The sequence below is a fragment of the Enterobacter sp. LU1 genome, assembly GCF_008271405.2.
Taxonomy (GTDB): domain Bacteria; phylum Pseudomonadota; class Gammaproteobacteria; order Enterobacterales; family Enterobacteriaceae; genus Enterobacter; species Enterobacter hormaechei_C.
Genome location: NZ_CP043438.2, coordinates 4,466,620 through 4,489,724, shown reverse-complemented (window position 1 = coordinate 4,489,724; position 23,105 = coordinate 4,466,620). Strand labels below are relative to the sequence as shown.

The following is a 23,105-nucleotide window of genomic DNA, read 5'->3' as shown; positions in this document are numbered from 1 at the left end:
TCGTTCGTCAGCCCGCCATGTTACTTAAGCGACGGGGCTTTGACCAGATAAGGGTGTCGAAAGGTATTTACTTTAAGTTAATGCCTGGGTAGAGCCGCGCACAATCAGCTCACAATCCAGTAGCCGTGACCCACTGCTAACTGATTGACCGTGCAGCTGATCCAGCAAAAGCAGCATCGCTTCACGGCCGATGTCATACCGCGGCTGTGCAACGGTCGAAAGCGGCGGATCGCAAAACTCCGAAAGTGAAATATTATCAAAACCGATTATCGACAGGTCCTGCGGCACGCGCAGGCCGTGACGTTTGGCGTAGGATAACGCCCCCAGCGCCATCACGTCGCTGTGGCAGAAGACCGCGGTGGGCGGTTCTGGCAAGGCCAGCAATTTTTCCAGCGCCTGCCCGCCCGCTTCAAAGGTGAAATCACCGCGCGCAATGTAGTGCGGATCGACGATAGCCCCGGTACGGCGCAGCGCCTGAACGTAGCCCTGCAAGCGGTAATGACACAGCGGCATCTCTTCTGGTCCGGCGATACAGCCGATACGCTTATGCCCCAGTTCCTGAAGATAGTTCACGGCGTTGAATGCGGCGGTGAGGTTATCGATATGAACGGTTGGCAGCTCCAGCTCCGGCGCGAATTCGTTCGCCATGACCATCGGCGGTAAATTGCGCTGTTCTTCAATGCTGGCATCAAACGGCAGGCGTGAGCCAAGCAGCAGCATGCCATCAATCTGCTTGGTGATGATCAGGTCGATGAACGTTTTTTCCTGCTGGTTCTGGTGAGCACAATCGCCAATCAGCACCAGATAGCCCTGGGCGGCGGCCGTGACCTCAATGCCGCGGATGATTTCGCTGAAGAAGGGATCGCAGATATCCGGCACGATCACCAGGATGGTGCGGGATTCGTTGCGTTTAACGTTGCGCCCCATGGCTTGCGGGAAATATCCAACCTCAAGCGCCGCCTTTTCAACCCGGTTTCGGGTCGCCTGGGAGACTTTGTCAGGGTTCATCAATGCGCGGGACACGGTTGCTGTTGAGACTTGTGCTTTCTCGGCAACGTCTTTCATGGTCGCCGAGGCAACCTCTTTCCTGGACTTCAACGTCTTCTCCTCGCCTGAACACCGAACTGCGGACAGCACCATTTTTACAGATAGTTAATGGAATCGGTTACAGAATTTTCATAAAAAGTGTGAGGCGCATTAAATTTTTCGATCCGTCTTCAGCCTTCAATCGGATCGACGTCAAGAACCCACTTCACTTTTCGCGCTTCCGGTAGGGTATTGATCAGCGCCAGCGTGCCGCTGACGATCTGCTGTAAACGGATACGCGAGGGGTGCTGAAGTAAGAGTTGCCAGCGGAAACGGCCCCCGCGTTTCGGGGCGAGCGCGGGTACCGGGCCTAAAATCCACAGCTGATTATCCACCAGCGGGCTGGCTTGCAGGAGGTTCCTCAGCTGTTGCAGGAACAGCGGCGCCTGCTGGTTATTATGATCTTCCGCACGGATGATAACGTGGCTGGTCCACGGGGGAAGCTGCATCGTCTGACGTTCGGCCAGCGCCTGGTCCGCGAAGGCGTCATAGCCTTTGTGCAGCAGAGTTTGCAGCAGCGGATGTTCAGGGTGGTGCGTTTGCAGCACCACCTCGCCCTGCTTACCCGCTCGACCAGCGCGACCGGCAACCTGGGTATAAAGCTGGGCAAAACGCTCGGCGGAGCGAAAATCCGCGGAGAACAGCGCGCCGTCGACGTCCAGCAGGGCGACCAGCGTCACGTCCGGGAAGTGGTGCCCTTTCGCCAGCATCTGAGTACCAATCAGGATGCGCGCGCCGCCGCGATGCACTTCCGCCAGTTGCTGCTCCAGCGCCCCTTTACGGCTGGTGGTATCCCTGTCGATACGGGAGATGGGTACGTCCGGGAAGAAGGGCGCGAGCGCCTGTTCAAGCTGTTCCGTTCCCAGACCGACCGGCACGATGTGCGTTGAGCCGCAGGACGGGCATTGACGGGGGACCGGACGCTGGCTGTCGCAGTGGTGGCAGCGTAAATGGCGCTGAGCCTGGTGGAAGGTGTAGTAGTGATCGCAGCGCGGGCACTCCGCGATCCAGCCGCAGTCGTGGCACAGCAGCGCAGGCGCGAAGCCGCGGCGGTTCAGGAACAGGATCACCTGGTTGCCCGCCTGCAAATGCTGGCGCATGCGGCTAATCAGCGCAGGCGCTAACCCGGCCTGCACCTGCTGGCCTTTCAAATCCAGCACATGCTGAATGGCCGGGCGGGCATTCCCCGCACGGCGCGTCAGGCGCAGCATGTGGTATTTACGCTGGCGAACGTTGTGCAGCGTTTCAAGCGCGGGGGTGGCGGACCCGAGAATAATGGGGATTTGCTCGCTGTGGGCGCGGTACACGGCTAAGTCGCGGGCGTGATAGCGCCAGCCTTCCTGCTGTTTATAGGAGCTGTCATGCTCTTCATCGATTACGATAACGCCGAGATTTTTAAAGGGCGTAAACAGCGATGAACGGGTGCCGATCACAATTGCTGCTTCGCCGTTTTTCGCTTTCAGCCAGGCGCTGAGGCGCTCGCTGTCGTTCAGGCCGGAGTGCAGGACCTCAACGGGCGCATTAAAGCGTTCACGAAAACGCGCGATGGTTTGCGGCGTCAGGCCGATTTCCGGCACCATCACCAGCGCCTGTTTGCCCTGCGCGAGCACGTTTTCCAGCACGCTCAGATACACTTCGGTTTTACCGGATCCGGTGACGCCCGCCAGCAGCCAGGCGGAAAAATGGTCGGCGGCGCTGTGAATCGCGCCTACGGCGGTGGCCTGCTCGGTATTCAGACGCAGGCGATCGCCCGAGACGGAAAAGCCGTCGCGCCAGTCGTGAAGGGCAGGGGCTTCACTGGCCAGCTCGCTCAACCCTTTCTTCCTTAATGCCTGCAACGCGGTTTCGCTTACCTCAAGCTCGTCGACCTGATGGCGCCAGATTTTTCCCTGGCGCAGCGCGGCCAGCGCCTGCTGCTGTTTCTGCGAGCGCTTCAGGCTGTTAATGTCCACAGCCTGGCCCTGCTCGGTGGCAAACCAGTACCACATTGGCGCGTGGCTGGCGCTCTTGCCCTGGCGCAGCATAATGGGCAGGGCATGGAACAGCACGTCGCCAATCGGATGATGATAATAATCTGCCGCCCACAGCAGCAGTCGCCAGGTGCTGGTGGAGTAAACCGGCTCGCTGTCCAGCACCTCAACAACCGATTTCAGCTCGTTAAGCGGCAGTTCGCTGTGTTCGCTGACGGACACCACGATCCCCACACGCTGCTGTTTGCCAAACGGCACGGTCACGCGACAGCCCGCTTTGGCGCTCATGCTGTCGGGCAGCAGGTAGTCAAAGGTGCGGGGAAGCGGAACGGGCAGGGCAACGTGAGCGACGGGCATCGAATCTTCCTGACTTGAAAAGTGGCGCGTTAGTATACACATTAGTGAAAGCGGCGTGCGGATCAGTTTGCATACGTTGGTCAAATTCTGTATGATTCGCCGCCTTTGGTGTATTTTACGCCAAAGAACTTACATTCAACATCGCGTGGTGTCTGGCGTTAGGGCTGGAAGAGCGACGCGGCCTTAACTGAGGTTCTCCCATGAAAAAAGATATTCACCCGAAATACGAAATGATTACTGCAAACTGCTCTTGCGGTAACTCTATCCAGATCCGCTCTACCGTGGGTCACGATCTGAACCTGGACGTGTGCGGCAAATGCCACCCGTTCTACACTGGTAAGCAGCGTGATGTTGCAACCGGTGGCCGTGTTGACCGCTTCAACAAGCGTTTCAGCATCCCGGGCGCTAAATAAGTTTCCCGAAAAAAAGGCACCGCAAGGTGCCTTTTTTGTATCCGCTTATCAGTATTCCCACGTATCCGGGTCGATACCCAGTTCACGCATGATCACCTTCGCCTCTTCTGGAATTTCGTCACTGCGCTCTTTGCGCAGATCGTCATCGTTCGGCAACGGTTGGCCGGTAAACGCATGCAGGAACGCTTCGCACAGCAGTTCGCTGTTGGTGGCGTGACGCAGGTTGTTCACCTGACGACGCGTACGTTCATCGGTGAGGATCTTCAACACCTTCAGAGGAATGGACACCGTGATTTTCTTGACTTGCTCACTCTTCTTACCGTGCTCAGCGTATGGGCTGATATATTCGCCGCTCCATTCAGCCATGAGATACCTTTAATCCTCTCAGTCATTAATCTAAAGGTGCAAAACCGGTAACCATCAGTTTTGAACCGTAATCTTGCGTAGTTTACCGTAGAGACGATACCGAGGCACGGATATTGCCGCTGTAGCGTGTCCTAAAGCATATAATTTTAACGGCTATTTGCACATTGCTCAATCTATACGCAAAGAAGTTTAGATGTCCAGATGTATTGACGTCCATACTTTCAATGTTTACTCTGGTGCCTGACTTTTCACCTCATTCGCCAGGAAGCCTCACCATGACGCGTAAACAGGCCACCATCGCAGTGCGTAGCGGATTGAATGATGACGAGCAGTACGGCTGCGTTGTCCCGCCAATTCATCTCTCCAGCACCTATAATTTCACCGGATTTAATGAACCCCGCGCGCATGACTACTCGCGTCGCGGCAATCCTACGCGTGACGTCACCCAGCGCGCGCTGGCGGAACTGGAAGGCGGCGCGGGTGCGGTATTAACCAATACCGGCATGTCTGCCATTCACCTGGTGACTACGGTGTTCCTGAAACCTGGCGATCTGCTGGTGGCGCCGCACGACTGTTATGGCGGTAGCTATCGTCTGTTTGATAGCCTGGCGAAACGTGGCTGCTACCGTGTGCTGTTTGTCGATCAAAACGACGAACAGGCGCTGAAACAGGCGCTTGCCGAGCAGCCGAAGCTGGTGCTGGTGGAAAGTCCAAGCAATCCATTGTTGCGCGTAGTCGATATTGCGAAAATTTGTCAGCTCGCAAGGGATGCGGGAGCGATAAGTGTAGTGGATAATACGTTCCTCAGTCCGGCACTTCAGAACCCACTGGCACTGGGTGCCGATCTGGTATTGCATTCATGCACTAAATATCTGAACGGCCATTCTGACGTGGTGGCGGGCGTGGTGATTGCAAAAGATCCCGACGTTGTCACCGAACTGGCATGGTGGGCCAATAACATTGGCGTCACCGCGGGCGCGTTCGACAGCTATTTGCTGCTGCGCGGTATCCGCACGCTGTCTCCGCGTATGGACGTGGCGCAGCGTAATGCCCAGGCGATCGTGGATTTCCTGAAAACCCAGCCGCTGGTGAAGAAGCTTTATCACCCGTCGCTGCCGGAAAATCAGGGGCACGAGATTGCCGCGCGCCAGCAGAAAGGATTTGGCGCGATGTTGAGTTTTGAACTGGACGGTGACGAGCAAACGCTGCGTCGCTTCCTGAGCGGGTTGTCATTGTTTACGCTGGCGGAATCCTTAGGGGGAGTAGAAAGCTTGATCTCCCACGCCGCAACCATGACGCACGCAGGTATGGCACCCGAAGCACGTGCCGCCGCCGGGATTTCCGAGACGCTGCTGCGTATCTCGACCGGTATTGAAGATTCTGAAGATTTAATTGCCGATCTGGAAAATGGCTTCCGGGTCGCAGCCAAGGGGTAATCATGAGTGTGATAGCGCAGGCAGGGACGAAGGGTCGTCAGCTGCACAAGTTTGGTGGTAGTAGTCTTGCTGATGTGAAATGTTATCTGCGTGTCGCAGGGATCATGACCGAGTATTCACAGCCGGGGGACATGATGGTTGTCTCTGCGGCGGGCAGCACCACCAATCAGTTGATTAGCTGGCTGAAACTGAGCCAGACCGATCGCCTCTCTGCGCATCAGGTGCAACAGTCCTTACGTCGTTACCAGAGTGAACTGATTGCCGGTTTGCTGCCTGCGGACGTGGCAGACGGGCTGATTAGCGCTTTTACGCACGACCTTGAGCGTCTGGCCGCTCTGCTGGACAGCGGCATTACCGATGCAGTGTATGCGGAAGTGGTTGGCCACGGTGAAGTGTGGTCTGCGCGCCTGATGGCCGCCGTGCTGCAACATCTTGGTGTGGAAGCCGCCTGGCTCGACGCGCGTGATTTCCTGCGTGCCGAACGTGCCGCACAGCCGCAGGTGGACGAAGGGTTGTCTTACCCGCTGCTGCAACAGCTGCTGGTGCAACATCCTGGTAAACGTATTGTCGTCACCGGTTTTATCAGCCGCAGCAATGCTGGCGAAACCGTTCTGCTGGGCCGTAACGGCTCTGACTACTCGGCAACGCAGATTGGCGCCCTGGCGGGCGTGTCCCGCGTCACCATCTGGAGCGACGTGGCCGGTGTCTACAGCGCGGACCCGCGCAAAGTAAAAGATGCCTGCCTGCTGCCGCTGCTGCGTCTCGACGAAGCGAGCGAACTGGCGCGTCTGGCGGCCCCGGTGCTGCACGCGCGCACGCTACAGCCGGTTTCCGGCAGCGACATCGACCTGCAACTACGCTGTAGCTACACGCCGGATCAGGGTTCCACCCGCATTGAACGCGTGCTGGCATCCGGTACGGGCGCGCGCATTGTCACCAGCCATGATGACATCTGCCTGATTGAGTTCCAGGTGCCTGCGGGCCAGGATTTCAAACTGGCACACAAAGATATCGACACCATCCTGAAACGTGCCCAGGTGCGTCCGCTGGCCGTTGGCGTACATAACGATCGTCAGCTGTTGCAGTTCTGCTATACCGCTGAAGTGGTGGACAGCGCCCTGAAAATTCTGGATGAAGCGGGCCTGCCGGGCGAGCTTCGCCTGCGTCAGGGGCTGGCGCTGGTGGCGATGGTGGGCGCGGGCGTCACCCGTAACCCGCTCCACTGCCACCGCTTCTGGCAGCAACTGAAAGGTCAGCCGGTGGAGTTCACCTGGCAGTCGGAAGAGGGCATCAGCCTGGTTGCCGTTCTGCGCAAGGGGCCAACCGAAAGCCTGATTCAGGGTCTGCACACCTCCCTGTTCCGCGCGGAAAAACGCATCGGGCTGGTGCTGTTCGGGAAAGGGAATATCGGTTCCCGCTGGCTGGAACTGTTCGCCCGCGAGCAGGTAACGCTTTCGGCGCGTACCGGGTTTGAATTTATTCTGGCAGGGGTGGTGGACAGCCGCCGCAGCCTGCTGAACTACGAAGGGCTGGACGCCAGCCGGGCGCTGGCCTTCTTTAACGATGAAGCGGTTGAGCAGGATGAAGAGTCGCTGTTCCTGTGGATGCGCGCGCACCCGTACGACGATCTGGTGGTGCTGGATGTGACCGCCAGCGAACAGCTGGCCGATCAGTATCTGGATTTCGCCAGCCACGGTTTCCACGTCATCAGCGCCAACAAACTGGCGGGCGCGAGCAGCACTGATAAATACCGTCAGATCCATGACGCATTCGAAAAAACGGGCCGTCACTGGCTGTATAACGCCACCGTTGGCGCGGGCCTGCCAGTGAACCATACCGTGCGCGACCTGATTGAAAGCGGCGACAGCATTCTGGCGCTGAGCGGGATCTTCTCCGGCACGCTCTCCTGGCTGTTTTTGCAGTTTGATGGCACCGTTCCGTTCACCGACCTGGTGGATCAGGCGTGGCAGCAGGGCTTAACCGAGCCGGATCCCCGCGTTGACCTTGCCGGTAAAGATGTGATGCGTAAGCTGGTGATCCTGGCGCGTGAAGCCGGCTACGACATTGAGCCGGGTCAGGTACGCGTTGAGTCGCTGGTGCCTGCGGGCTGCGAGGAAGGGTCCGTCGATCACTTCTTCGAGAACGGCGACGAGCTGAACGAGCAGATGGTGCAACGTCTGGAAGCGGCTAACGAGATGGGCCTGGTGCTGCGTTACGTGGCGCGCTTCGAGGCGAACGGTAAAGCGCGCGTGGGCGTGGAGGCGGTGCGTCCTGAACATCCGCTGGCGGCGCTCCTGCCGTGCGATAACGTCTTCGCCATCGAAAGCCGCTGGTATCGCGATAACCCGCTGGTGATCCGTGGCCCGGGCGCGGGACGCGATGTCACCGCCGGAGCCATTCAGTCTGACATTAATCGTCTGGCTAAGCTGCTGTAATTTCGCTTGTTCCCTCTCCCCGTGGGAGAGGGTTAGGGTGAGGGCAGCAGACCGCACTCACCCCCATCATGAACGCCCTTCATCTTGCCTGAACAAACCTCACCGTTATTGTTGATTATTTCTGTTGACGTCATCCCGCTTTTCCGTCATTTTTACATCTGGACGTCTAAACGTATAGAAGTTCACAACACAACAAACATCGACACGCGAAAGATAGAGGTAAGGTATGAGCTTTTTTCACGCCAACCAGCGGGAAGCACTGAATCAGAGCCTGGCCGAAGTAAACGGCCAGATTAACGTCTCTTTTGAATTTTTCCCGCCGCGCACCAGTGAAATGGAGCAAACCCTGTGGAGCTCTATCGATCGCCTGAGCAGCCTGAAGCCGAAGTTCGTCTCCGTGACCTACGGCGCCAACTCCGGTGAGCGTGACCGCACGCACAGCATCATTAAGGGCATTAAAGACCGAACCGGTCTGGAAGCGGCGCCGCACCTGACCTGTATCGACGCCACCCGTGATGAACTGCGCGCCATTGCCCAGGACTACTGGAATAACGGCATTCGCCACATTGTGGCCCTGCGCGGCGACCTCCCGCCAGGCAGCGGCAAGCCGGAGATGTTTGCCGCCGATCTGGTCGGGCTGCTGAAAGACGTTGCCGACTTTGATATCTCCGTGGCCGCCTACCCTGAAGTTCACCCGGAAGCCAAAAGCGCCCAGGCGGATCTGCTCAACCTCAAGCGTAAAGTGGAGGCCGGTGCTAACCGCGCGATTACGCAGTTTTTCTTTGACGTGGAAAGCTACCTGCGCTTTCGCGACCGCTGCGTCTCGGCGGGTATTGATGTCGAAATCATCCCTGGCATTCTGCCGGTCTCGAACTTCAAACAGGCGAAGAAATTCGCGGATATGACCAACGTGCGCATTCCGCTGTGGATGTCCAAAATGTACGAAGGACTGGACGACGACCCGGAAACCCGCAAGCTGGTGGGGGCCAATATCGCGATGGATATGGTGAAGATTTTAAGTCGCGAAGGGGTGAAAGATTTCCATTTCTACACCCTGAACCGCGCGGAAATGAGCTATGCCATTTGCCATACGCTCGGTGTTCGCCCGGCGCTGTAAAGTAAAAAACCCTCATAAAATGAGGGATTTTTAATCGAACGGAGAGTTAAAAGGTATTAGCTATCGAATCTGTGGATTAATTCAACTATCTCTTATCGCTAGTGGTGTATATCGTAACGGTAACACTGTAAAGGGAGCATAGCGATGAGCATGTCAGACGAGACCAATAACGCGGCATCCGCCGGCAAATGTCCGTTCCACCAGGGCGGCGTCGATCATAGCGCGGGTGCAGGTACCGGCAGCAAAGAATGGTGGCCTAAACAACTTCGCATCGATCTACTTAATCAACACTCCAGCCGTTCTAACCCGCTGGGTGAAGACTTCGACTACCGCAAAGAATTCAGCAAGCTCGACTATTCCGCCCTTAAGGGCGATCTCAAAGCACTGTTAACCGACTCACAACCGTGGTGGCCTGCCGACTGGGGCAGCTATGCGGGCCTGTTTATCCGTATGGCCTGGCACGGTGCGGGTACCTATCGCTCCGTTGACGGTCGCGGCGGCGCCGGACGCGGTCAGCAACGCTTTGCACCGCTGAACTCCTGGCCGGATAACGTCAGCCTGGATAAGGCTCGCCGCCTGCTGTGGCCAATTAAGCAAAAATACGGACAAAAAATCTCCTGGGCTGACCTCTTTATCCTCGCGGGTAACGTGGCGCTGGAGAACTCCGGCTTCCGCACCTTTGGTTTCGGTGCCGGGCGTGAAGACGTCTGGGAACCGGATCTGGACGTGAACTGGGGCGATGAAAAAGCCTGGCTGACCCACCGTGACCCGGAAGCGCTGGCGAAGCGCCCGCTGGCGGCCACCGAAATGGGTCTGATTTATGTGAACCCGGAAGGGCCAAACGCCAGCGGTGAACCGCTGTCTGCGGCGGCGGCGATCCGCGCTACCTTTGGCAACATGGGCATGAATGACGAAGAGACCGTCGCGCTGATTGCGGGCGGCCATACGCTCGGTAAAACGCACGGCGCAGGTGAAGCCACGCACGTGGGCACTGACCCGGAAGCGTCGCCGATTGAAGCACAGGGCCTGGGCTGGGCCAGCACGCACGGCACCGGTATTGGCGCTGACGCCATCACCTCCGGGCTGGAAGTTATCTGGTCTCAAACCCCGACCCAGTGGAGCAATTACTTCTTCGAGAACCTGTTCAAATACGAATGGGTGCAGACGCGTAGCCCGGCGGGCGCCATTCAGTTTGAAGCCGTGGATGCGCCTGAAATTATGCCTGACCCGTTCGACCCGTCGAAAAAACGCAAGCCAACCATGCTGGTCACCGACCTGACGCTGCGTTTTGATCCGGAATTCGAGAAAATTTCCCGTCGCTTCCTGAACGATCCGCAGGCCTTCAACGAAGCCTTCGCGCGTGCCTGGTTCAAGCTGACCCACCGCGATATGGGGCCAAAAGCGCGTTACATCGGCCCGGAAGTGCCGAAAGAAGATCTGATTTGGCAGGATCCGCTGCCTCAACCGGTGTTCCATCCGACGCAGGAAGATATTGAAAGCCTGAAAGCAGAAATCGCGGCCTCTGGTCTCTCCGTGAGCGAGCTGGTTTCCGTGGCCTGGGCGTCGGCATCGACCTTCCGCGGCGGCGACAAGCGTGGCGGCGCTAACGGCGCGCGTCTGGCGCTGGCGCCTCAGCGCGACTGGGATGTGAACGCCGCGGCGGTGCGGGCGTTACCGGCTCTGGAAGCAATCCAGCGCACCACTAATAAAGCCTCACTGGCCGATATCATCGTGCTGGCGGGTGTTGTGGGCGTTGAGCAGGCGGCGAAAGCCGCGGGCGTTTACGTCAACGTACCGTTCACCCCGGGCCGCGTGGATGCGCGTCAGGACCAGACGGACATCGAGATGTTTAACCTGCTCGAACCGGTTGCTGACGGTTTCCGCAACTACCGTGCGCAGGTGGATGTGTCCACTACGGAGTCGCTGCTGATCGACAAAGCCCAGCAGCTGACCCTGACCGCGCCGGAACTGACGGTGCTGATCGGCGGTCTGCGCGTACTGGGTGCAAACTTCGATGGCAGCAAGAATGGCGTGTTTACCAACCGCGAGGGCGTGCTGAGCAACGACTTCTTCGTTAATCTGCTGGATATGAACACCCAGTGGAAAGCGACCGACGACTCAAACGAGCTGTTTGCCGGTAGCGATCGCGCCAGCGGGGAAGTGAAATACACCGCGACCCGCGCCGATCTGGTCTTCGGTTCAAACGCCGTCCTGCGTGCGCTGGCCGAAGTTTACGCCAGCAGTGATGCACACGAGAAGTTCGTTCGTGATTTTGTTGCCGCATGGGCGCGAGTGATGGATTTGGACCGGTTTGATGTGAAGTAACCATTGTGCCGGGTGGCGGCTACGCCTTACCCGGCCTACAAATTAAAGTGCCATGTAGGCCGGGTAAGCGCAGCGCCACCCGGCTTTTTTCGTTACTCCCACTCCTGCAAGAACCGCTGTCCGTACTGGTCCGCCACCAGCAGCGCCGCATAGACCTGATCCGGCGTTACGCCGCCAGGCATGTTGTGAATGGTTTCCCCTTCGGCACAGGACGCCTCCGCGATCAGCCGCATTTTGGCCGGAATATCCTCTTTGATATTCAGCTGCGCCAGCGTGATCGGCAGCCCAACACTGTGGCAAAGCGCGGCGACGGTCTCAATTTCTTCAACCGGCGCGTTCTCCAGTACCAGTTGCGTCAGCGTGCCGAACGCGACCTTTTCACCATGGTAGAAATGATGCGCATCCGGCACCGCCGTCATGCCGTTGTGAATGGCATGCGCCGCCGCCAGCCCGCCGCTTTCAAAGCCCACGCCGCTGAGATAGGTGTTGGCTTCGATAATGCGTTCCAGCGCCGGTGTGACCACGTGCTGTTCCGCCGCCAGCATCGCTTTCTCGCCCTCTTCAACCAGCGTGTTGTAGCACAGCTCTGCCAGCGCTAACGCTGCCTGCGTGCACTTGCCGCCCGCCATGGTCGTCGCGCCGCTACGTGAGCAGGCACGCGCTTCAAACCAGGTTGCCAGGGCATCGCCAATCCCGGCGGCCAGCAGGCGTGCAGGTGCGCCCGCCACCACTTTGGTATCGACAATCACCATGTTCGGGTTGTGCGGCAGCATCAGGTAGCAATCGAACTCGCCGCTGTCGGTATAAATCACGGAAAGGGCGCTGCACGGCGCATCGGTGGAGGCAATGGTCGGGGCAATGGCCACCGGCACGTCCATAAAGTGGGCCAGCGCTTTGGCAGTATCCAGCGTTTTTCCGCCGCCGATACCCAGCACCGCCAGACAGTCAGTGCTGTCGGCCAGCTTTTTCAGGCGATCGATTTCATTTTGCGAACATTCGCCACCAAATGGTGCAATTTCGGCATGGAGTCCGGCTTTTTTAAAACTCTGGCGCAGGGTTTCTTCAGCAAAACCCAGCACAAATTTATCGCCCACCACCAGCCAGCGATTTGCCAGCGGCTTCAGGTAGTCGCCGAGGCGAGTGAGAACATCTGCGCCCTGGATGTATTTTCCCGGGGATTGAATGACACGGTCCATAACATTACTCCCTTAGTGTTTGAGGTAAATTCTGTCCTGTTCGAACTGCACTAAGAGTGACTCTACTCCCGGCGTGCCGGTCATTTGTTGCGCTACGTCTAAGGGAAACGTGATTGCCTTACCGGAGGTAAAGATTGAGAGGGAAATCAGGGAAGGGGGAAGATCGAGAAGTGCCCGGCAAGCGTAGCGCTGCCGGGCACTGAGCATTAACCGGTGTTGCGCATACCTGCCGCAACGCCAGCTATCGTTACCATCAGCGCCTGTTCAACGCGCGGATCCGGCTCTTTACCTTCCTCTTCCGCCAGACGCGAACGGTGCAGCAGTTCAGCCTGTAAAACGTTCAGCGGGTCGGTGTAGATGTTACGCAGCTGGATAGACTCGGCGATCCACGGCAGGTCTTCCATCAGGTGGGAGTCGTTAGCGATATCCAGCACCACTTTAATGTCGCCTTCCAGCAGCTCGCGCAGCTCTTTACCCAGCGCCCACAGCTCTGGTTTCACCAGACGCTGATCGTAGTATTCCGCCAGCCACAGGTCGGCTTTCGAGAAGACCATCTCCAGCATGCCCAGACGGGTAGAGAAGAATGGCCAGTCGCGGCACATGGTTTCCAGTTCGCTCTGCTTTCCGTCTTCCACCACTTTTTGCAGCGCCGCACCGGCACCCAGCCAGGCCGGCAGCATCAGACGGTTTTGCGTCCAGGCGAAGATCCACGGAATGGCGCGCAAGGATTCAACGCCGCCGGTCGGGCGACGCTTGGCCGGGCGCGAACCCAGAGGCAGTTTACCCAGCTCCTGCTCAGGCGTGGCTGAGCGGAAGTAAGGCACAAAGTCTTTGTTTTCACGCACGTAGCCGCGATAGAGGTCGCAGGAGATGTCAGACAGCTCGTCCATAATCCGGCACCAGGACTCTTTTGGCTCCGGCGGTGGCAGCAGGTTGGCTTCCAGGATCGCACTGGTATAGAGCGACAGGCTGCTGATGGTCACTTCCGGCAGGCCGTACTTGAAGCGGATCATCTCACCCTGCTCGGTCACGCGCAGGCCGCCTTTCAGGCTTCCTGGTGGTTGAGAGAGCAGCGCTGCGTGTGCAGGCGCACCGCCACGACCAATGGAGCCGCCGCGTCCGTGGAACAGGGTCAGTTCAATACCGGCTTTTTCGCAGGTTTTGATTAGCGCATCCTGCGCCTGATACTGCGCCCAGGAGGCTGCCATCACGCCCGCATCTTTCGCGGAGTCGGAATAGCCAATCATCACCATCTGTTTGCCCTGAATAAAGCCGCGATACCAGTCGATGTTCAGCAACTGGGTCATCACGTCGTTAGCGTTGTTCAGGTCGTCGAGGGTCTCAAACAGCGGGGCCACTGGCAGAGCATAGTCAATGCCCGCTTCTTTCAGCAGAAGGTGAACGCCCAGCACGTCGGACGGGGTCTTCGCCATGGAGATCACATAGGCGGCCACCGATCCTTTCGGCGCATCCACGATCGCTTTACAGGTGTTGAGCACTTCGCGGGTGTCGTTGCTTGGCTCCCAGTTGCGCGGCAGCAGCGGGCGCTTGGAGTTCAGCTCGCGGATCAGGAACGCCTGTTTGTCGGCTTCTGACCAGCTTTCATAGTCGCCGATGCCGAGGTAGCGGGTCAGCTCGCCCAGTGCTTCGGTATGACGGGTACTTTCCTGACGAACGTCGATACGCACCAGCGGCACGCCGAAACACTTCACGCGGCGCAGGGTGTCGAGCAGTTCGCCGTTGGCAATGATGCCCATCCCACAGGCCTGGAGCGATTTATAGCAGGCGTACAGCGGCTCCCAGAGCTGTTCGTTCTGGCTCAGCAGACCTTCCGGCTTCGGCAGGCGCTGGCCTTTCAGGCGCGCTTCCAGCCAGGCCTGAGTGGCCATCAGCTGACCGCGCAGTTTTTTCATCAGGAAACGGTACGGCTCGCTGGCGCCTTCTTCACCGGCCAGCGCGCGCAGTTCCGGCGTGGCTTCCACCATCGACAGCTCGGAGATCAGCACCTGAATATCTTTCAGGAACAGGTCGGTCGCTTTCCAGCGGCTCAGCAGCAGGACATGGCGGGTGATTTCCGCCGTCACGTTCGGGTTGCCGTCGCGGTCGCCGCCCATCCAGGAGGTAAAGCGCACCGGAACAAAATCAACCGGCAGGCGGTAGCCCAGGTTCTCTTCCAGCTGTTCGTTCAGCTCGCGCAGGTAGTTGGGGACCCCTTCCCACAGGCTGTTTTCCACCACCGCAAAGCCCCATTTGGCTTCGTCGACCGGGCTTGGGCGATGCTTACGAATTTCATCCGTGTGCCAGGACTGGGCAATCAGCTGGCGCAGACGGCGCATAAGCTGGTTACGTTCGTAGTCGGCAATGTCTTTGTTATCCAGTTGCTTCAGACAGTTGTTCACTTCCACCATTTTGTGGATCAGCGTACGACGGGTGATTTCGGTTGGGTGTGCGGTCAGCACCAGCTCCAGCGAAAGGGATTCCACCGCTTTTTTGATGGTCGCTTCGTTGAGGTCGGGCTGGTCTTTGAGTTTACGAAGGGTGCGGGCAATGACTTCCGGGTTGCTGGCCGCTTCGCCTTTTGGCGAAATGCTGTGGTATTGCTCAGCGGTGTTTGCCAGGTTCAGAAACTGGCTGAAGGCGCGGGCAACGGGCAGCAGCTCATCGTTAGAGAGGTTCTGCAAGGTGGTGAGCAGCTCCTGACGATTGGCCTCGTTACCGGCGCGGGAAGATTTGGACAGCTTGCGGATGGTTTCAACGCGGTCGAGGATGTTCTCCCCCAGTGCGTCTTTGATGGTATCTCCAAGCACTTTGCCGAGCATACTGACATTACTACGCAACGCGGAATATTGTTCGTTCATAAAAACCCAGTCACCCCATCATTTTTGTTTATGCCCATGCGAAAATCTTCTGGACATTATTTTGTCATCTCCCTTTATAAAGCCACGTAAAACCCCCGTCGTCAATTGCTGCGAAAACGGTTCAGCAAACGAATAAATGTGGGCAATTTACGAAATTTAATTCGTATTGCGTCAGATAAGAGATGCTTATGGGAATGTGACGAAGATCATGCGATTTGTTGCCCTCACCCTAACCCTCTCCCACAGGGAGAGGGGACTGTTCGGTGCGTTTTTAATGCCAGCAGAAGTGATGCACAACCTGGGTAATGAGTTCGCGAGTGGGCTTGATGAAGCGGGTTTCGAGATATTCGTCCGGCTGGTGGGCCTGGTTGATGGAGCCAGGGCCCAGAACCAGCGTCGGGCACAGCGTCTGAATAAACGGCGCTTCGGTGCAGTAGTTCACCACGTCGGTTTTCTCGCCGAGCAGTTTTTCCACCACCTGAACCAGTTGATGGTCAGGCGGACATTCGTAGCCTGGAATCGGCGGATGCAGTTCGGAGACCGTCAGACGGCCCGGCCAGCGCTCGCTGACCGGTGCCAGCGCTTCGTTCAGTAAGCCATCCAGATCGCTCAGCGTCATGCCCGGCAGAGGACGGATATCCATATGCAGTTCGCAGCAGGCGCAGATACGGTTGGACGCATCACCGCCGTGCAGGCTGCCGAGGTTTAGCGTCGGATACGGCACGGTGAACGCCTCGTAGTGATAGCGCTCTTTCAGATCGTCGCGCAGGGTCATGATGCGGCCAATCGCGTCATGCATCAGCTCGATGGCGTTCACGCCGCGCGCCGGATCGCTGGAGTGGCCGGACTGTCCGAGCACGCGCACCGCGGTAGAAATATGGCCTTTGTGCGCCCGAATCGGTTGCAGAGAGGTCGGTTCGCCGATGATCGCGCAGTCAGGACGAATCGATGTGTTTTCAGAGAAATAACGTGCGCCCGCCATGCTGGTCTCTTCATCGGCGGTCGCCAGAATGTAGAGCGGCTTTTTCAGGGTTGTCACGTCCACGTCACGCAGCGCGTCGAGGATAAAGGCGAAAAAGCCTTTCATGTCGGCGGTGCCCAAACCGTAGAGTTTGTTGTCATGTTCGGTCAGCGTGAACGGATCGCGCGTCCAGCGGCCATCATCAAACGGCACGGTGTCAGTGTGGCCAGCCAGCAGCAGGCCGCCCGCGCCATGTCCGGTACTGGCGAGCAGGTTAAATTTGTGGCGTGTTCCGGGGACGGGCTGAACCTCAACGTTAAACCCAAGATCGCTAAACCAACCCGCCAGCAGATTGATTAAAGACTCATTGCTCTGATCCAGGGCTTCTTCCGTCGCGCTGATGGAGGGTGTGGCAATCAGGGCGCGGTAAATCTCGATAAATGGCGGTAAGTTCATTTTCATTGTTGACACACCTTAGGTCGTGATAGTATCAATATTCATGCAATAAATGTGAATAAAAATACATTATCGTTGAGCATAAAGGAACCCGATGTTGAATACGCTGATTGTAGGCGCTAGCGGTTATGCGGGCGCAGAGCTTGTAAGCTACGTAAATCGCCACCCTCATATGACCATAACCGCTTTGACCGTGTCAGCGCAAAGCAATGATGCCGGAAAGTTAATTTCCGATTTGCATCCACAGCTTAAGGGCGTGGTTGATTTGCCTTTGCAGCCCATGTCTGACATCAGCGAGTTCACCGACGGCGTTGACGTTGTGTTTTTAGCCACGGCGCATGAAGTTAGCCACGACCTGGCACCGCAATTTTTAGCGGCTGGCTGCGTGGTCTTTGATCTCTCCGGCGCGTTTCGCGTTAACGACAGCGCGTTCTACGAAAAATATTACGGTTTCACCCATCAGCACCCGGATCTGCTCGAAAAAGCGGTGTACGGCCTGGCGGAGTGGAGCGCTGACAAACTGAAAGAAGCGGATCTGATTGCCGTGCCGGGCTGCTACCCGACGGCGGCGCAGCTTTCCCTGAAGCCGCTGATCGACGCCGGTCTGCTGGATCTGCATCAGTGGCCGGTGATCAACGCCACCAGTGGCGTGAGCGGCGCCGGGCGCAAAGCGGCGATCTCCAACAGCTTCTGCGAAGTGAGCCTTCAGCCGTATGGCGTGTTTAATCACCGCCATCACCCTGAAATCACCACCCATCTGGGCGCGGACGTGATTTTCACCCCGCACCTCGGCAGCTTCCCGCGAGGGATCCTCGAAACCATTACCTGCCGCCTGAAACCGGGTGTGACCAAAGAACAGGTGAGCGAGGTCTTCACGCAGGCGTATGCGGATAAACCGCTGGTGCGCCTGTATGACAAAGGCGTGCCGGCGTTGAAAAACGTGGTTGGCCTGCCGTTCTGCGACATCGGCTTTGCCGTGCAGGGCGAGCATCTGATTGTGGTCGCCGCAGAAGATAACTTACTCAAAGGCGCTGCCGCACAGGCAATGCAGTGTGCAAATATTCGTTTCGGCTTCCCTGAAACGCAGGCTCTTATTTAAGGTGTGATGATGAATCCATTAATTATCAAACTCGGTGGTGTACTGCTGGACAGCGAAGAAGCGCTGGAGCGCCTGTTTACCGCACTGGTGAACTATCGCGAATCACACCAACGTCCGCTGGTGATTGTGCACGGCGGCGGTTGCGTGGTGGATGAGCTGATGAAAGGGCTCAACCTGCCGGTGAAAAAGAAAAATGGCCTGCGCGTGACGCCAGCGGATCAGATTGACATCATTACCGGCGCGCTGGCGGGAACGGCGAACAAAACGCTGCTGGCGTGGGCGAAGAAACACCATATCGCCTCCGTTGGCCTCTTTCTGGGCGATGGCGATAGCGTAAAAGTGACCCAGCTCGACGAAGAGCTTGGCCATGTTGGACTGGCGCAGCCAGGTTCGCCTGAGCTGATTAACACCCTGCTGGAAGGCGGTTTCCTGCCGGTGGTGAGCTCAATCGGCGTGACCGAAGAGGGCGAACTGATGAACGTCAATGCGGACCAGGCGGCGACGGCGCTGGCGGCAACGCTGGGCGCAGACCTGATCCTGCTCTCCGACGTGAGCGGCATTCTGGACGGCAAAGGCCAGCGCATTGCGGAAATGACCGCCGCAAAAGCCGAGCAGCTGATCGATCAGGGCATTATCACCGACGGCATGATCGTTAAAGTTAACGCCGCGCTGGATGCGGCCCGCACGCTGGGCCGCCCGGTGGATATCGCCTCCTGGCGTCACGCAGAGCAGCTTCCGGCGCTGTTTAACGGCACGCCGATTGGCACGCGTATTCTGGCTTAAGATTCTGTGCCGGATGGCGCTTCGCTTATCCGGCCTACGTGAATTTTGTAGGCCCGGTAAGCGCAGCGCCACCGGGCAAAAATATCATCATTAAGGAAATTCGTTATGGCACTTTGGGGTGGGCGTTTTACACAGGCAGCGGATCAGCGGTTCAAACAGTTCAACGACTCTTTGCGCTTCGACTACCGCCTGGCCGAACAGGATATTGTCGGCTCTGTGGCCTGGTCCAAAGCGCTGGTGACCGTTGGCGTGCTGACCGCAGACGAACAGCAGCAGCTGGAAGAGGCGCTGAACAACCTGCTGGAAGAGGTGCGTCTGGATCCGGAGCAAATCCTCCAGAGCGATGCCGAAGATATTCACAGCTGGGTGGAAGGCAAACTGATCGACAAAGTCGGCCAGTTGGGTAAAAAGCTCCATACCGGGCGTAGCCGTAATGACCAGGTGGCGACCGACCTGAAGCTGTGGTGCAAAGAGACCGTCGGCGAACTGCTGGCGGCGAATCGTCAGTTGCAGAGCGCGCTGGTGGACACCGCGCAGAGCAATCAGGATGCGGTGATGCCGGGTTATACCCACCTGCAACGCGCGCAACCAGTGACGTTCGCGCACTGGTGTCTGGCCTACGTTGAGATGCTGGCGCGTGATGAGAGCCGTTTACAGGATACCTTAAAGCGTCTGGACGTCAGCCCGCTGGGCAGCGGCGCGCTGGCCGGTACGGCGTATGAAATCGACCGTGAGCAGCTGGCAGGCTGGCTGGGCTTTGCCTCCGCCACCCGCAACAGCCTGGACAGCGTCTCTGACCGTGACCACGTGCTGGAGCTGCTCTCGAATGCCTCTATCGGGATGGTGCACCTGTCGCGCTTTGCCGAAGACCTGATCTTCTTTAACTCTGGCGAAGCCGGGTTTGTAGAGCTGTCCGACCGCGTGACGTCCGGCTCCTCCCTGATGCCGCAGAAGAAAAACCCGGATGCGCTGGAGCTGATCCGCGGTAAGTGTGGCCGTGTGCAGGGCGCGCTGACCGGTATGATGATGACCCTGAAAGGGCTGCCGCTGGCATACAACAAAGACATGCAGGAAGACAAAGAGGGGCTGTTCGACGCGCTCGACACCTGGCTGGACTGTCTGCATATGGGCGCGCTGGTGCTGGACGGCATTCAGGTGAAACGTCCGCGCTGCCAGGAAGCGGCGCAGCAGGGGTATGCTAACTCTACCGAGCTGGCGGACTACCTGGTGGCGAAAGGCGTACCGTTCCGCGAGGCGCACCATATTGTGGGTGAAGCGGTGGTGGAAGCGATTCGTCAGGGTAAAGCCCTTGAAGAGCTGGCGCTTGCCGACCTGCAAAAATTCAGCGCGGTTATCGGGGATGATGTCTACCCGATTCTGGCCCTGCAATCCTGCCTGGATAAGCGTGCAGCGAAAGGTGGCGTGTCGCCGAAGCAGGTAGCGCAGGCGATTGCGGATGCGAAAAACCGGTTGGTTTGAATAGTGCGGGCTGGTGCCCTCACCCCGGCCCTCTCCCACAGGGAGAGGGAGAAAAACGGAGCCTGGCTTAGTGCTGGGCTTTTTTTTACGCAAAAAAAAGCGGACCACGGGGTCCGCAAAAGTTCACGTTGGCTTTAGTTTTTCGAGTTTTGAGAGAAACTCGCTGACGGTGCGGGGACGTCAAGGGTCAAACACGTGCCGCCTCGTCTATGTGATGTATTATTCAACAGAATGCTTGATAGGGATAATCGTTCGTTGCTATGCTATCTATCGCCATGAACTATCGTGGCGACGGAGGATGAATAATGAATATTCGTGATCTTGAATACCTGGTAGCGTTAGCTGAGCATCGCCATTTTCGCCGCGCGGCAGACTCCTGCCACGTCAGCCAGCCAACGCTGAGCGGTCAGATCCGCAAGCTGGAAGATGAGCTGGGCGTGATGCTGCTGGAGCGCACCAGTCGTAAGGTACTGTTCACGCAGGCAGGTCTTCTGCTGGTGGATCAGGCGCGCACCGTACTGCGCGAGGTCAAAGTGCTCAAGGAAATGGCAAGCCAGCAGGGGGAAGCGATGTCCGGCCCGCTGCATATTGGCCTGATCCCAACCGTTGGCCCGTACCTGTTGCCGCAAATCATTCCGATGCTGCACCAGACGTTCCCGAAACTCGAAATGTACCTGCATGAAGCGCAAACCCATCAGCTGCTGGCGCAGCTGGACAGTGGCAAGCTCGACTGCGCGATCCTGGCGCTGGTCAAAGAGAGTGAAGCGTTTATTGAAGTACCGCTGTTCGATGAGCCGATGATGCTGGCGATCTATGAAGATCACCCGTGGGCGAACCGCGATCGCGTGCCGATGGCCGATCTGGCCGGGGAAAAGCTGCTGATGCTGGAAGATGGCCACTGTCTGCGCGATCAGGCGATGGGCTTCTGCTTCGAAGCGGGTGCCGATGAAGATACCCATTTCCGCGCAACCAGCCTGGAAACGCTGCGTAATATGGTGGCGGCGGGAAGCGGTATTACGCTGCTGCCTGCGCTGGCGGTGCCGCACGAGCGTAAACGTGATGGCGTGGTCTATCTGCCGTGTATTAAGCCGGAGCCGCGTCGCACCATTGGTCTGGTTTATCGTCCGGGGTCACCGCTGCGCAGCCGCTATGAGCAGCTGGCAGAGGCCATCCGGGGTGCGATGGATGGCCATTTCGACAGCGCGTTAAAACAGGCGGTTTAAGCCGTTCAGCGCAGCTACCCGATAGGCTTCCGCCATGGTCGGGTAGTTAAAGGTGGTGTTAACGAAGTACTCAATGGTGTTGCCACCACCTTTTTGCTCCATGATCGCCTGGCCGATATGAATGATTTCCGCCGCGCGTTCACCGAAGCAGTGAATACCGAGGATCTCTTTCGTCTCGCGATGGAACAGGATCTTCAGCGTACCTACGCTCATCCCCACGATTTGCGCCCGCGCCAGATGTTTAAACTGGGCACGACCCACCTCGTAAGGCACCTTCATGGCCGTCAGCTGCTGCTCGGTTTTGCCGACAGAGCTGATTTCCGGAATGGTGTAGATCCCCGTCGGGATATCTTCAATCAGATGCGCCGTCGCTTCACCTTTCACCAGCGCCTGTGCTGCGATGCGGCCCTGATCGTACGCGGCGGAGGCCAGGCTTGGGTAACCAATCACGTCACCGACCGCGTAAACGTGCGGCAGCGCAGTCTGGTACATGCTGTTGACCTTGAGCTGACCGCGGCTGTCGGTTTCAAGCCCGATATTCTCCAGCTGCAATGAATCCGTGTTGCCGGTACGGCCGTTGGCGTACAGCAGGCAGTCCGCCTTCAGCTTCTTACCGGATTTCAGGTGCATGATCACACCGTCGTCGCAGCCTTCGATTTTCTCGTACTCTTCGTTGTGGCGAATCACCACGCCGCTGTTCCAGAAGTGGTAGGAGAGGGAATCTGACATCTCCTGATCGAGGAACGCCAGCAGCCGGTCGCGGGTGTTGATCAGATCAACTTTGACCTCCATTCCCCGGAAGATCGACGCATATTCACAGCCAATCACGCCCGCGCCGTAGATGATCACATGGCGTGGCTCGTGGTGCAGGCTGAGGATGGAGTCGCTGTCGTAAATGCGCGGGTGCGAGAAATCCACGTCTGCCGGATGGTAAGGACGGGAGCCGCAGGCGATCACAAATTTTTCAGCGGTGAGCGTCTCAACCGAACCGTCGTGGCACTCTAGCGCCAGGGTGTGTTCATCCACAAAATGCGCGTTCCCTTGCAGAATTTCACAGTGGTTGCGCTCATAGAAACCCTGACGCATGCGCGTCTGCTGGTTAATGACCGTGTCTGCGTGATTCAGGATATCGGCAAAGGAGGAGCGAAGAAGTCGGGAGTGGTCGCTGTAAAGAGGGTTCTGGTTAAATTCGATAATGCGGCTAACGGCGTGGCGGAGGGCTTTCGAAGGGATGGTGCCCCAGTGGGTGCAACCGCCGCCGACGTTATGGTAGCGCTCAATAACCGCTACTCTGGCTCCCTGTTTTACCAGACCCATAGCAGCACCTTCGCCGCCGGGGCCGGAACCAATAACTATTGCGTCGTAATCGTAGGAATGTGGCATGGCAAGGCTTACCTGTTCTTATACATAAAAGCAACAGAATCATAACATCATTGCCAGGGTAACCCAATTATCGTTGTGCTTTTTTCGGGCAGTGGAGCACAAACCGCCCGTAAACAATCATTCACAAAGCCAGGTAAACAGATTAATTTTATTCTCTGGTAT

General features: G+C 57.8%; 16 protein-coding genes and 1 pseudogene. 9 read left to right on the top strand and 8 right to left on the bottom strand.

Annotated features, from left to right (window positions below; all coding sequences use genetic code 11):
• Positions 1-72: 72 nt before the first annotated feature.
• Entirely contained in the window at positions 73-1,098 is a 1,026-nt protein-coding gene (gene cytR, locus FZF21_RS21440) for a DNA-binding transcriptional regulator CytR (RefSeq protein WP_017383100.1), read from the bottom strand.
• Between the two features lie 119 nt (positions 1,099-1,217).
• Entirely contained in the window at positions 1,218-3,413 is a 2,196-nt protein-coding gene (gene priA / locus FZF21_RS21435) for a primosomal protein N' (RefSeq protein WP_032104298.1), read from the bottom strand.
• 200 nt (positions 3,414-3,613) lie between these two features.
• Between priA and rpmE the strand changes: the two genes are divergently transcribed.
• Entirely contained in the window at positions 3,614-3,826 is a 213-nt protein-coding gene (rpmE, locus tag FZF21_RS21430) for a 50S ribosomal protein L31 (protein ID WP_003862040.1), read from the top strand.
• A gap of 48 nt (positions 3,827-3,874) precedes the next feature.
• On the opposite strand, the gene metJ is transcribed toward rpmE, so the two are convergent.
• Positions 3,875-4,192, bottom strand: coding sequence for a met regulon transcriptional regulator MetJ (metJ, locus tag FZF21_RS21425; protein ID WP_006179183.1), 318 nt, complete (start codon positions 4,190-4,192; stop codon positions 3,875-3,877).
• A gap of 275 nt (positions 4,193-4,467) precedes the next feature.
• Here metJ and metB point away from each other — a divergent pair, with 275 nt between their 5' ends.
• From metB to katG, 4 genes are all read left to right on the top strand, one after another.
• Positions 4,468-5,628 (top strand): cystathionine gamma-synthase, encoded by a 1,161-nt coding sequence (gene metB, locus FZF21_RS21420; protein ID WP_017383102.1) that lies wholly within the window; start codon positions 4,468-4,470, stop codon positions 5,626-5,628.
• 2 nt (positions 5,629-5,630) lie between these two features.
• Positions 5,631-8,063: a bifunctional aspartate kinase/homoserine dehydrogenase II gene (locus FZF21_RS21415; protein WP_017383103.1), complete on the top strand. Its 2,433-nt coding sequence runs from the start codon at positions 5,631-5,633 to the stop codon at positions 8,061-8,063.
• A gap of 226 nt (positions 8,064-8,289) precedes the next feature.
• Positions 8,290-9,180, top strand: coding sequence for a methylenetetrahydrofolate reductase (gene metF, locus FZF21_RS21410; protein WP_003862045.1), 891 nt, complete (start codon positions 8,290-8,292; stop codon positions 9,178-9,180).
• A gap of 144 nt (positions 9,181-9,324) precedes the next feature.
• Positions 9,325-11,505, top strand: coding sequence for a catalase/peroxidase HPI (gene katG, locus FZF21_RS21405; RefSeq protein ID WP_017383105.1), 2,181 nt, complete (start codon positions 9,325-9,327; stop codon positions 11,503-11,505).
• 92 nt (positions 11,506-11,597) lie between these two features.
• On the opposite strand, the gene FZF21_RS21400 is transcribed toward katG, so the two are convergent.
• The 4 genes and pseudogenes from FZF21_RS21400 to argE form a co-directional block, all read right to left on the bottom strand.
• Positions 11,598-12,701, bottom strand: coding sequence for a glycerol dehydrogenase (locus FZF21_RS21400; RefSeq protein WP_047736664.1), 1,104 nt, complete (start codon positions 12,699-12,701; stop codon positions 11,598-11,600).
• 12 nt (positions 12,702-12,713) lie between these two features.
• Positions 12,714-12,821 (bottom strand): annotated as a pseudogene (locus FZF21_RS22270) (fructose-bisphosphate aldolase); the annotation flags it as partial.
• 86 nt (positions 12,822-12,907) lie between these two features.
• Positions 12,908-15,559 (bottom strand): phosphoenolpyruvate carboxylase, encoded by a 2,652-nt coding sequence (gene ppc, locus FZF21_RS21395; protein WP_017383108.1) that lies wholly within the window; start codon positions 15,557-15,559, stop codon positions 12,908-12,910.
• Between the two features lie 271 nt (positions 15,560-15,830).
• A complete protein-coding gene (argE, locus tag FZF21_RS21390) occupies positions 15,831-16,982 on the bottom strand; it encodes an acetylornithine deacetylase (RefSeq protein WP_015569956.1) in 1,152 nt (383 codons plus the stop codon).
• Positions 16,983-17,070: 88 nt separating this feature from the next.
• On the opposite strand from argE, the gene argC reads away from it, so the two are divergent.
• The 4 genes from argC (at position 17,071) to oxyR (ending at position 21,560) form a co-directional block, all read left to right on the top strand.
• A complete protein-coding gene (argC, locus tag FZF21_RS21385) occupies positions 17,071-18,075 on the top strand; it encodes an N-acetyl-gamma-glutamyl-phosphate reductase (protein WP_015569957.1) in 1,005 nt (334 codons plus the stop codon).
• Between the two features lie 6 nt (positions 18,076-18,081).
• Positions 18,082-18,858, top strand: coding sequence for an acetylglutamate kinase (gene argB / locus FZF21_RS21380; RefSeq protein ID WP_096159761.1), 777 nt, complete (start codon positions 18,082-18,084; stop codon positions 18,856-18,858).
• Positions 18,859-18,963: 105 nt separating this feature from the next.
• Positions 18,964-20,337, top strand: a complete 1,374-nt coding sequence (gene argH, locus FZF21_RS21375) for an argininosuccinate lyase (protein ID WP_032104309.1) — start codon at positions 18,964-18,966, stop codon at positions 20,335-20,337.
• A 305-nt stretch (positions 20,338-20,642) separates the two neighbouring features.
• Positions 20,643-21,560, top strand: coding sequence for a DNA-binding transcriptional regulator OxyR (oxyR, locus tag FZF21_RS21370; protein WP_003862055.1), 918 nt, complete (start codon positions 20,643-20,645; stop codon positions 21,558-21,560).
• Here the strand turns inward: oxyR and sthA are convergent.
• Positions 21,543-22,943: a Si-specific NAD(P)(+) transhydrogenase gene (gene sthA / locus FZF21_RS21365; RefSeq protein ID WP_003862057.1), complete on the bottom strand. Its 1,401-nt coding sequence runs from the start codon at positions 22,941-22,943 to the stop codon at positions 21,543-21,545. The two genes, oxyR and sthA, sit on opposite strands and share 18 nt — an antisense overlap.
• Positions 22,944-23,105 lie beyond the last annotated feature (162 nt).

Bases quoted from the DNA above. Each gene is read 5' to 3' on its own strand.
- FZF21_RS21415 (WP_017383103.1), top strand. From the start codon at position 5,631: ATGAGTGTGATAGCGCAGGCAGGGACGAAGGGTCGTCAGCTGCACAAG.
- argE (WP_015569956.1), bottom strand. From the start codon at position 16,982: ATGAAAATGAACTTACCGCCATTTATCGAGATTTACCGCGCCCTGATT.
- rpmE (WP_003862040.1), top strand. From the start codon at position 3,614: ATGAAAAAAGATATTCACCCGAAATACGAAATGATTACTGCAAACTGC.
- oxyR (WP_003862055.1), top strand. From the start codon at position 20,643: ATGAATATTCGTGATCTTGAATACCTGGTAGCGTTAGCTGAGCATCGC.
- ppc (WP_017383108.1), bottom strand. From the start codon at position 15,559: ATGAACGAACAATATTCCGCGTTGCGTAGTAATGTCAGTATGCTCGGC.
- metF (WP_003862045.1), top strand. From the start codon at position 8,290: ATGAGCTTTTTTCACGCCAACCAGCGGGAAGCACTGAATCAGAGCCTG.
- FZF21_RS21400 (WP_047736664.1), bottom strand. From the start codon at position 12,701: ATGGACCGTGTCATTCAATCCCCGGGAAAATACATCCAGGGCGCAGAT.
- argB (WP_096159761.1), top strand. From the start codon at position 18,082: ATGATGAATCCATTAATTATCAAACTCGGTGGTGTACTGCTGGACAGC.
- metJ (WP_006179183.1), bottom strand. From the start codon at position 4,192: ATGGCTGAATGGAGCGGCGAATATATCAGCCCATACGCTGAGCACGGT.
- metB (WP_017383102.1), top strand. From the start codon at position 4,468: ATGACGCGTAAACAGGCCACCATCGCAGTGCGTAGCGGATTGAATGAT.
- katG (WP_017383105.1), top strand. From the start codon at position 9,325: ATGAGCATGTCAGACGAGACCAATAACGCGGCATCCGCCGGCAAATGT.
- argC (WP_015569957.1), top strand. From the start codon at position 17,071: ATGTTGAATACGCTGATTGTAGGCGCTAGCGGTTATGCGGGCGCAGAG.
- argH (WP_032104309.1), top strand. From the start codon at position 18,964: ATGGCACTTTGGGGTGGGCGTTTTACACAGGCAGCGGATCAGCGGTTC.
- priA (WP_032104298.1), bottom strand. From the start codon at position 3,413: ATGCCCGTCGCTCACGTTGCCCTGCCCGTTCCGCTTCCCCGCACCTTT.
- sthA (WP_003862057.1), bottom strand. From the start codon at position 22,943: ATGCCACATTCCTACGATTACGACGCAATAGTTATTGGTTCCGGCCCC.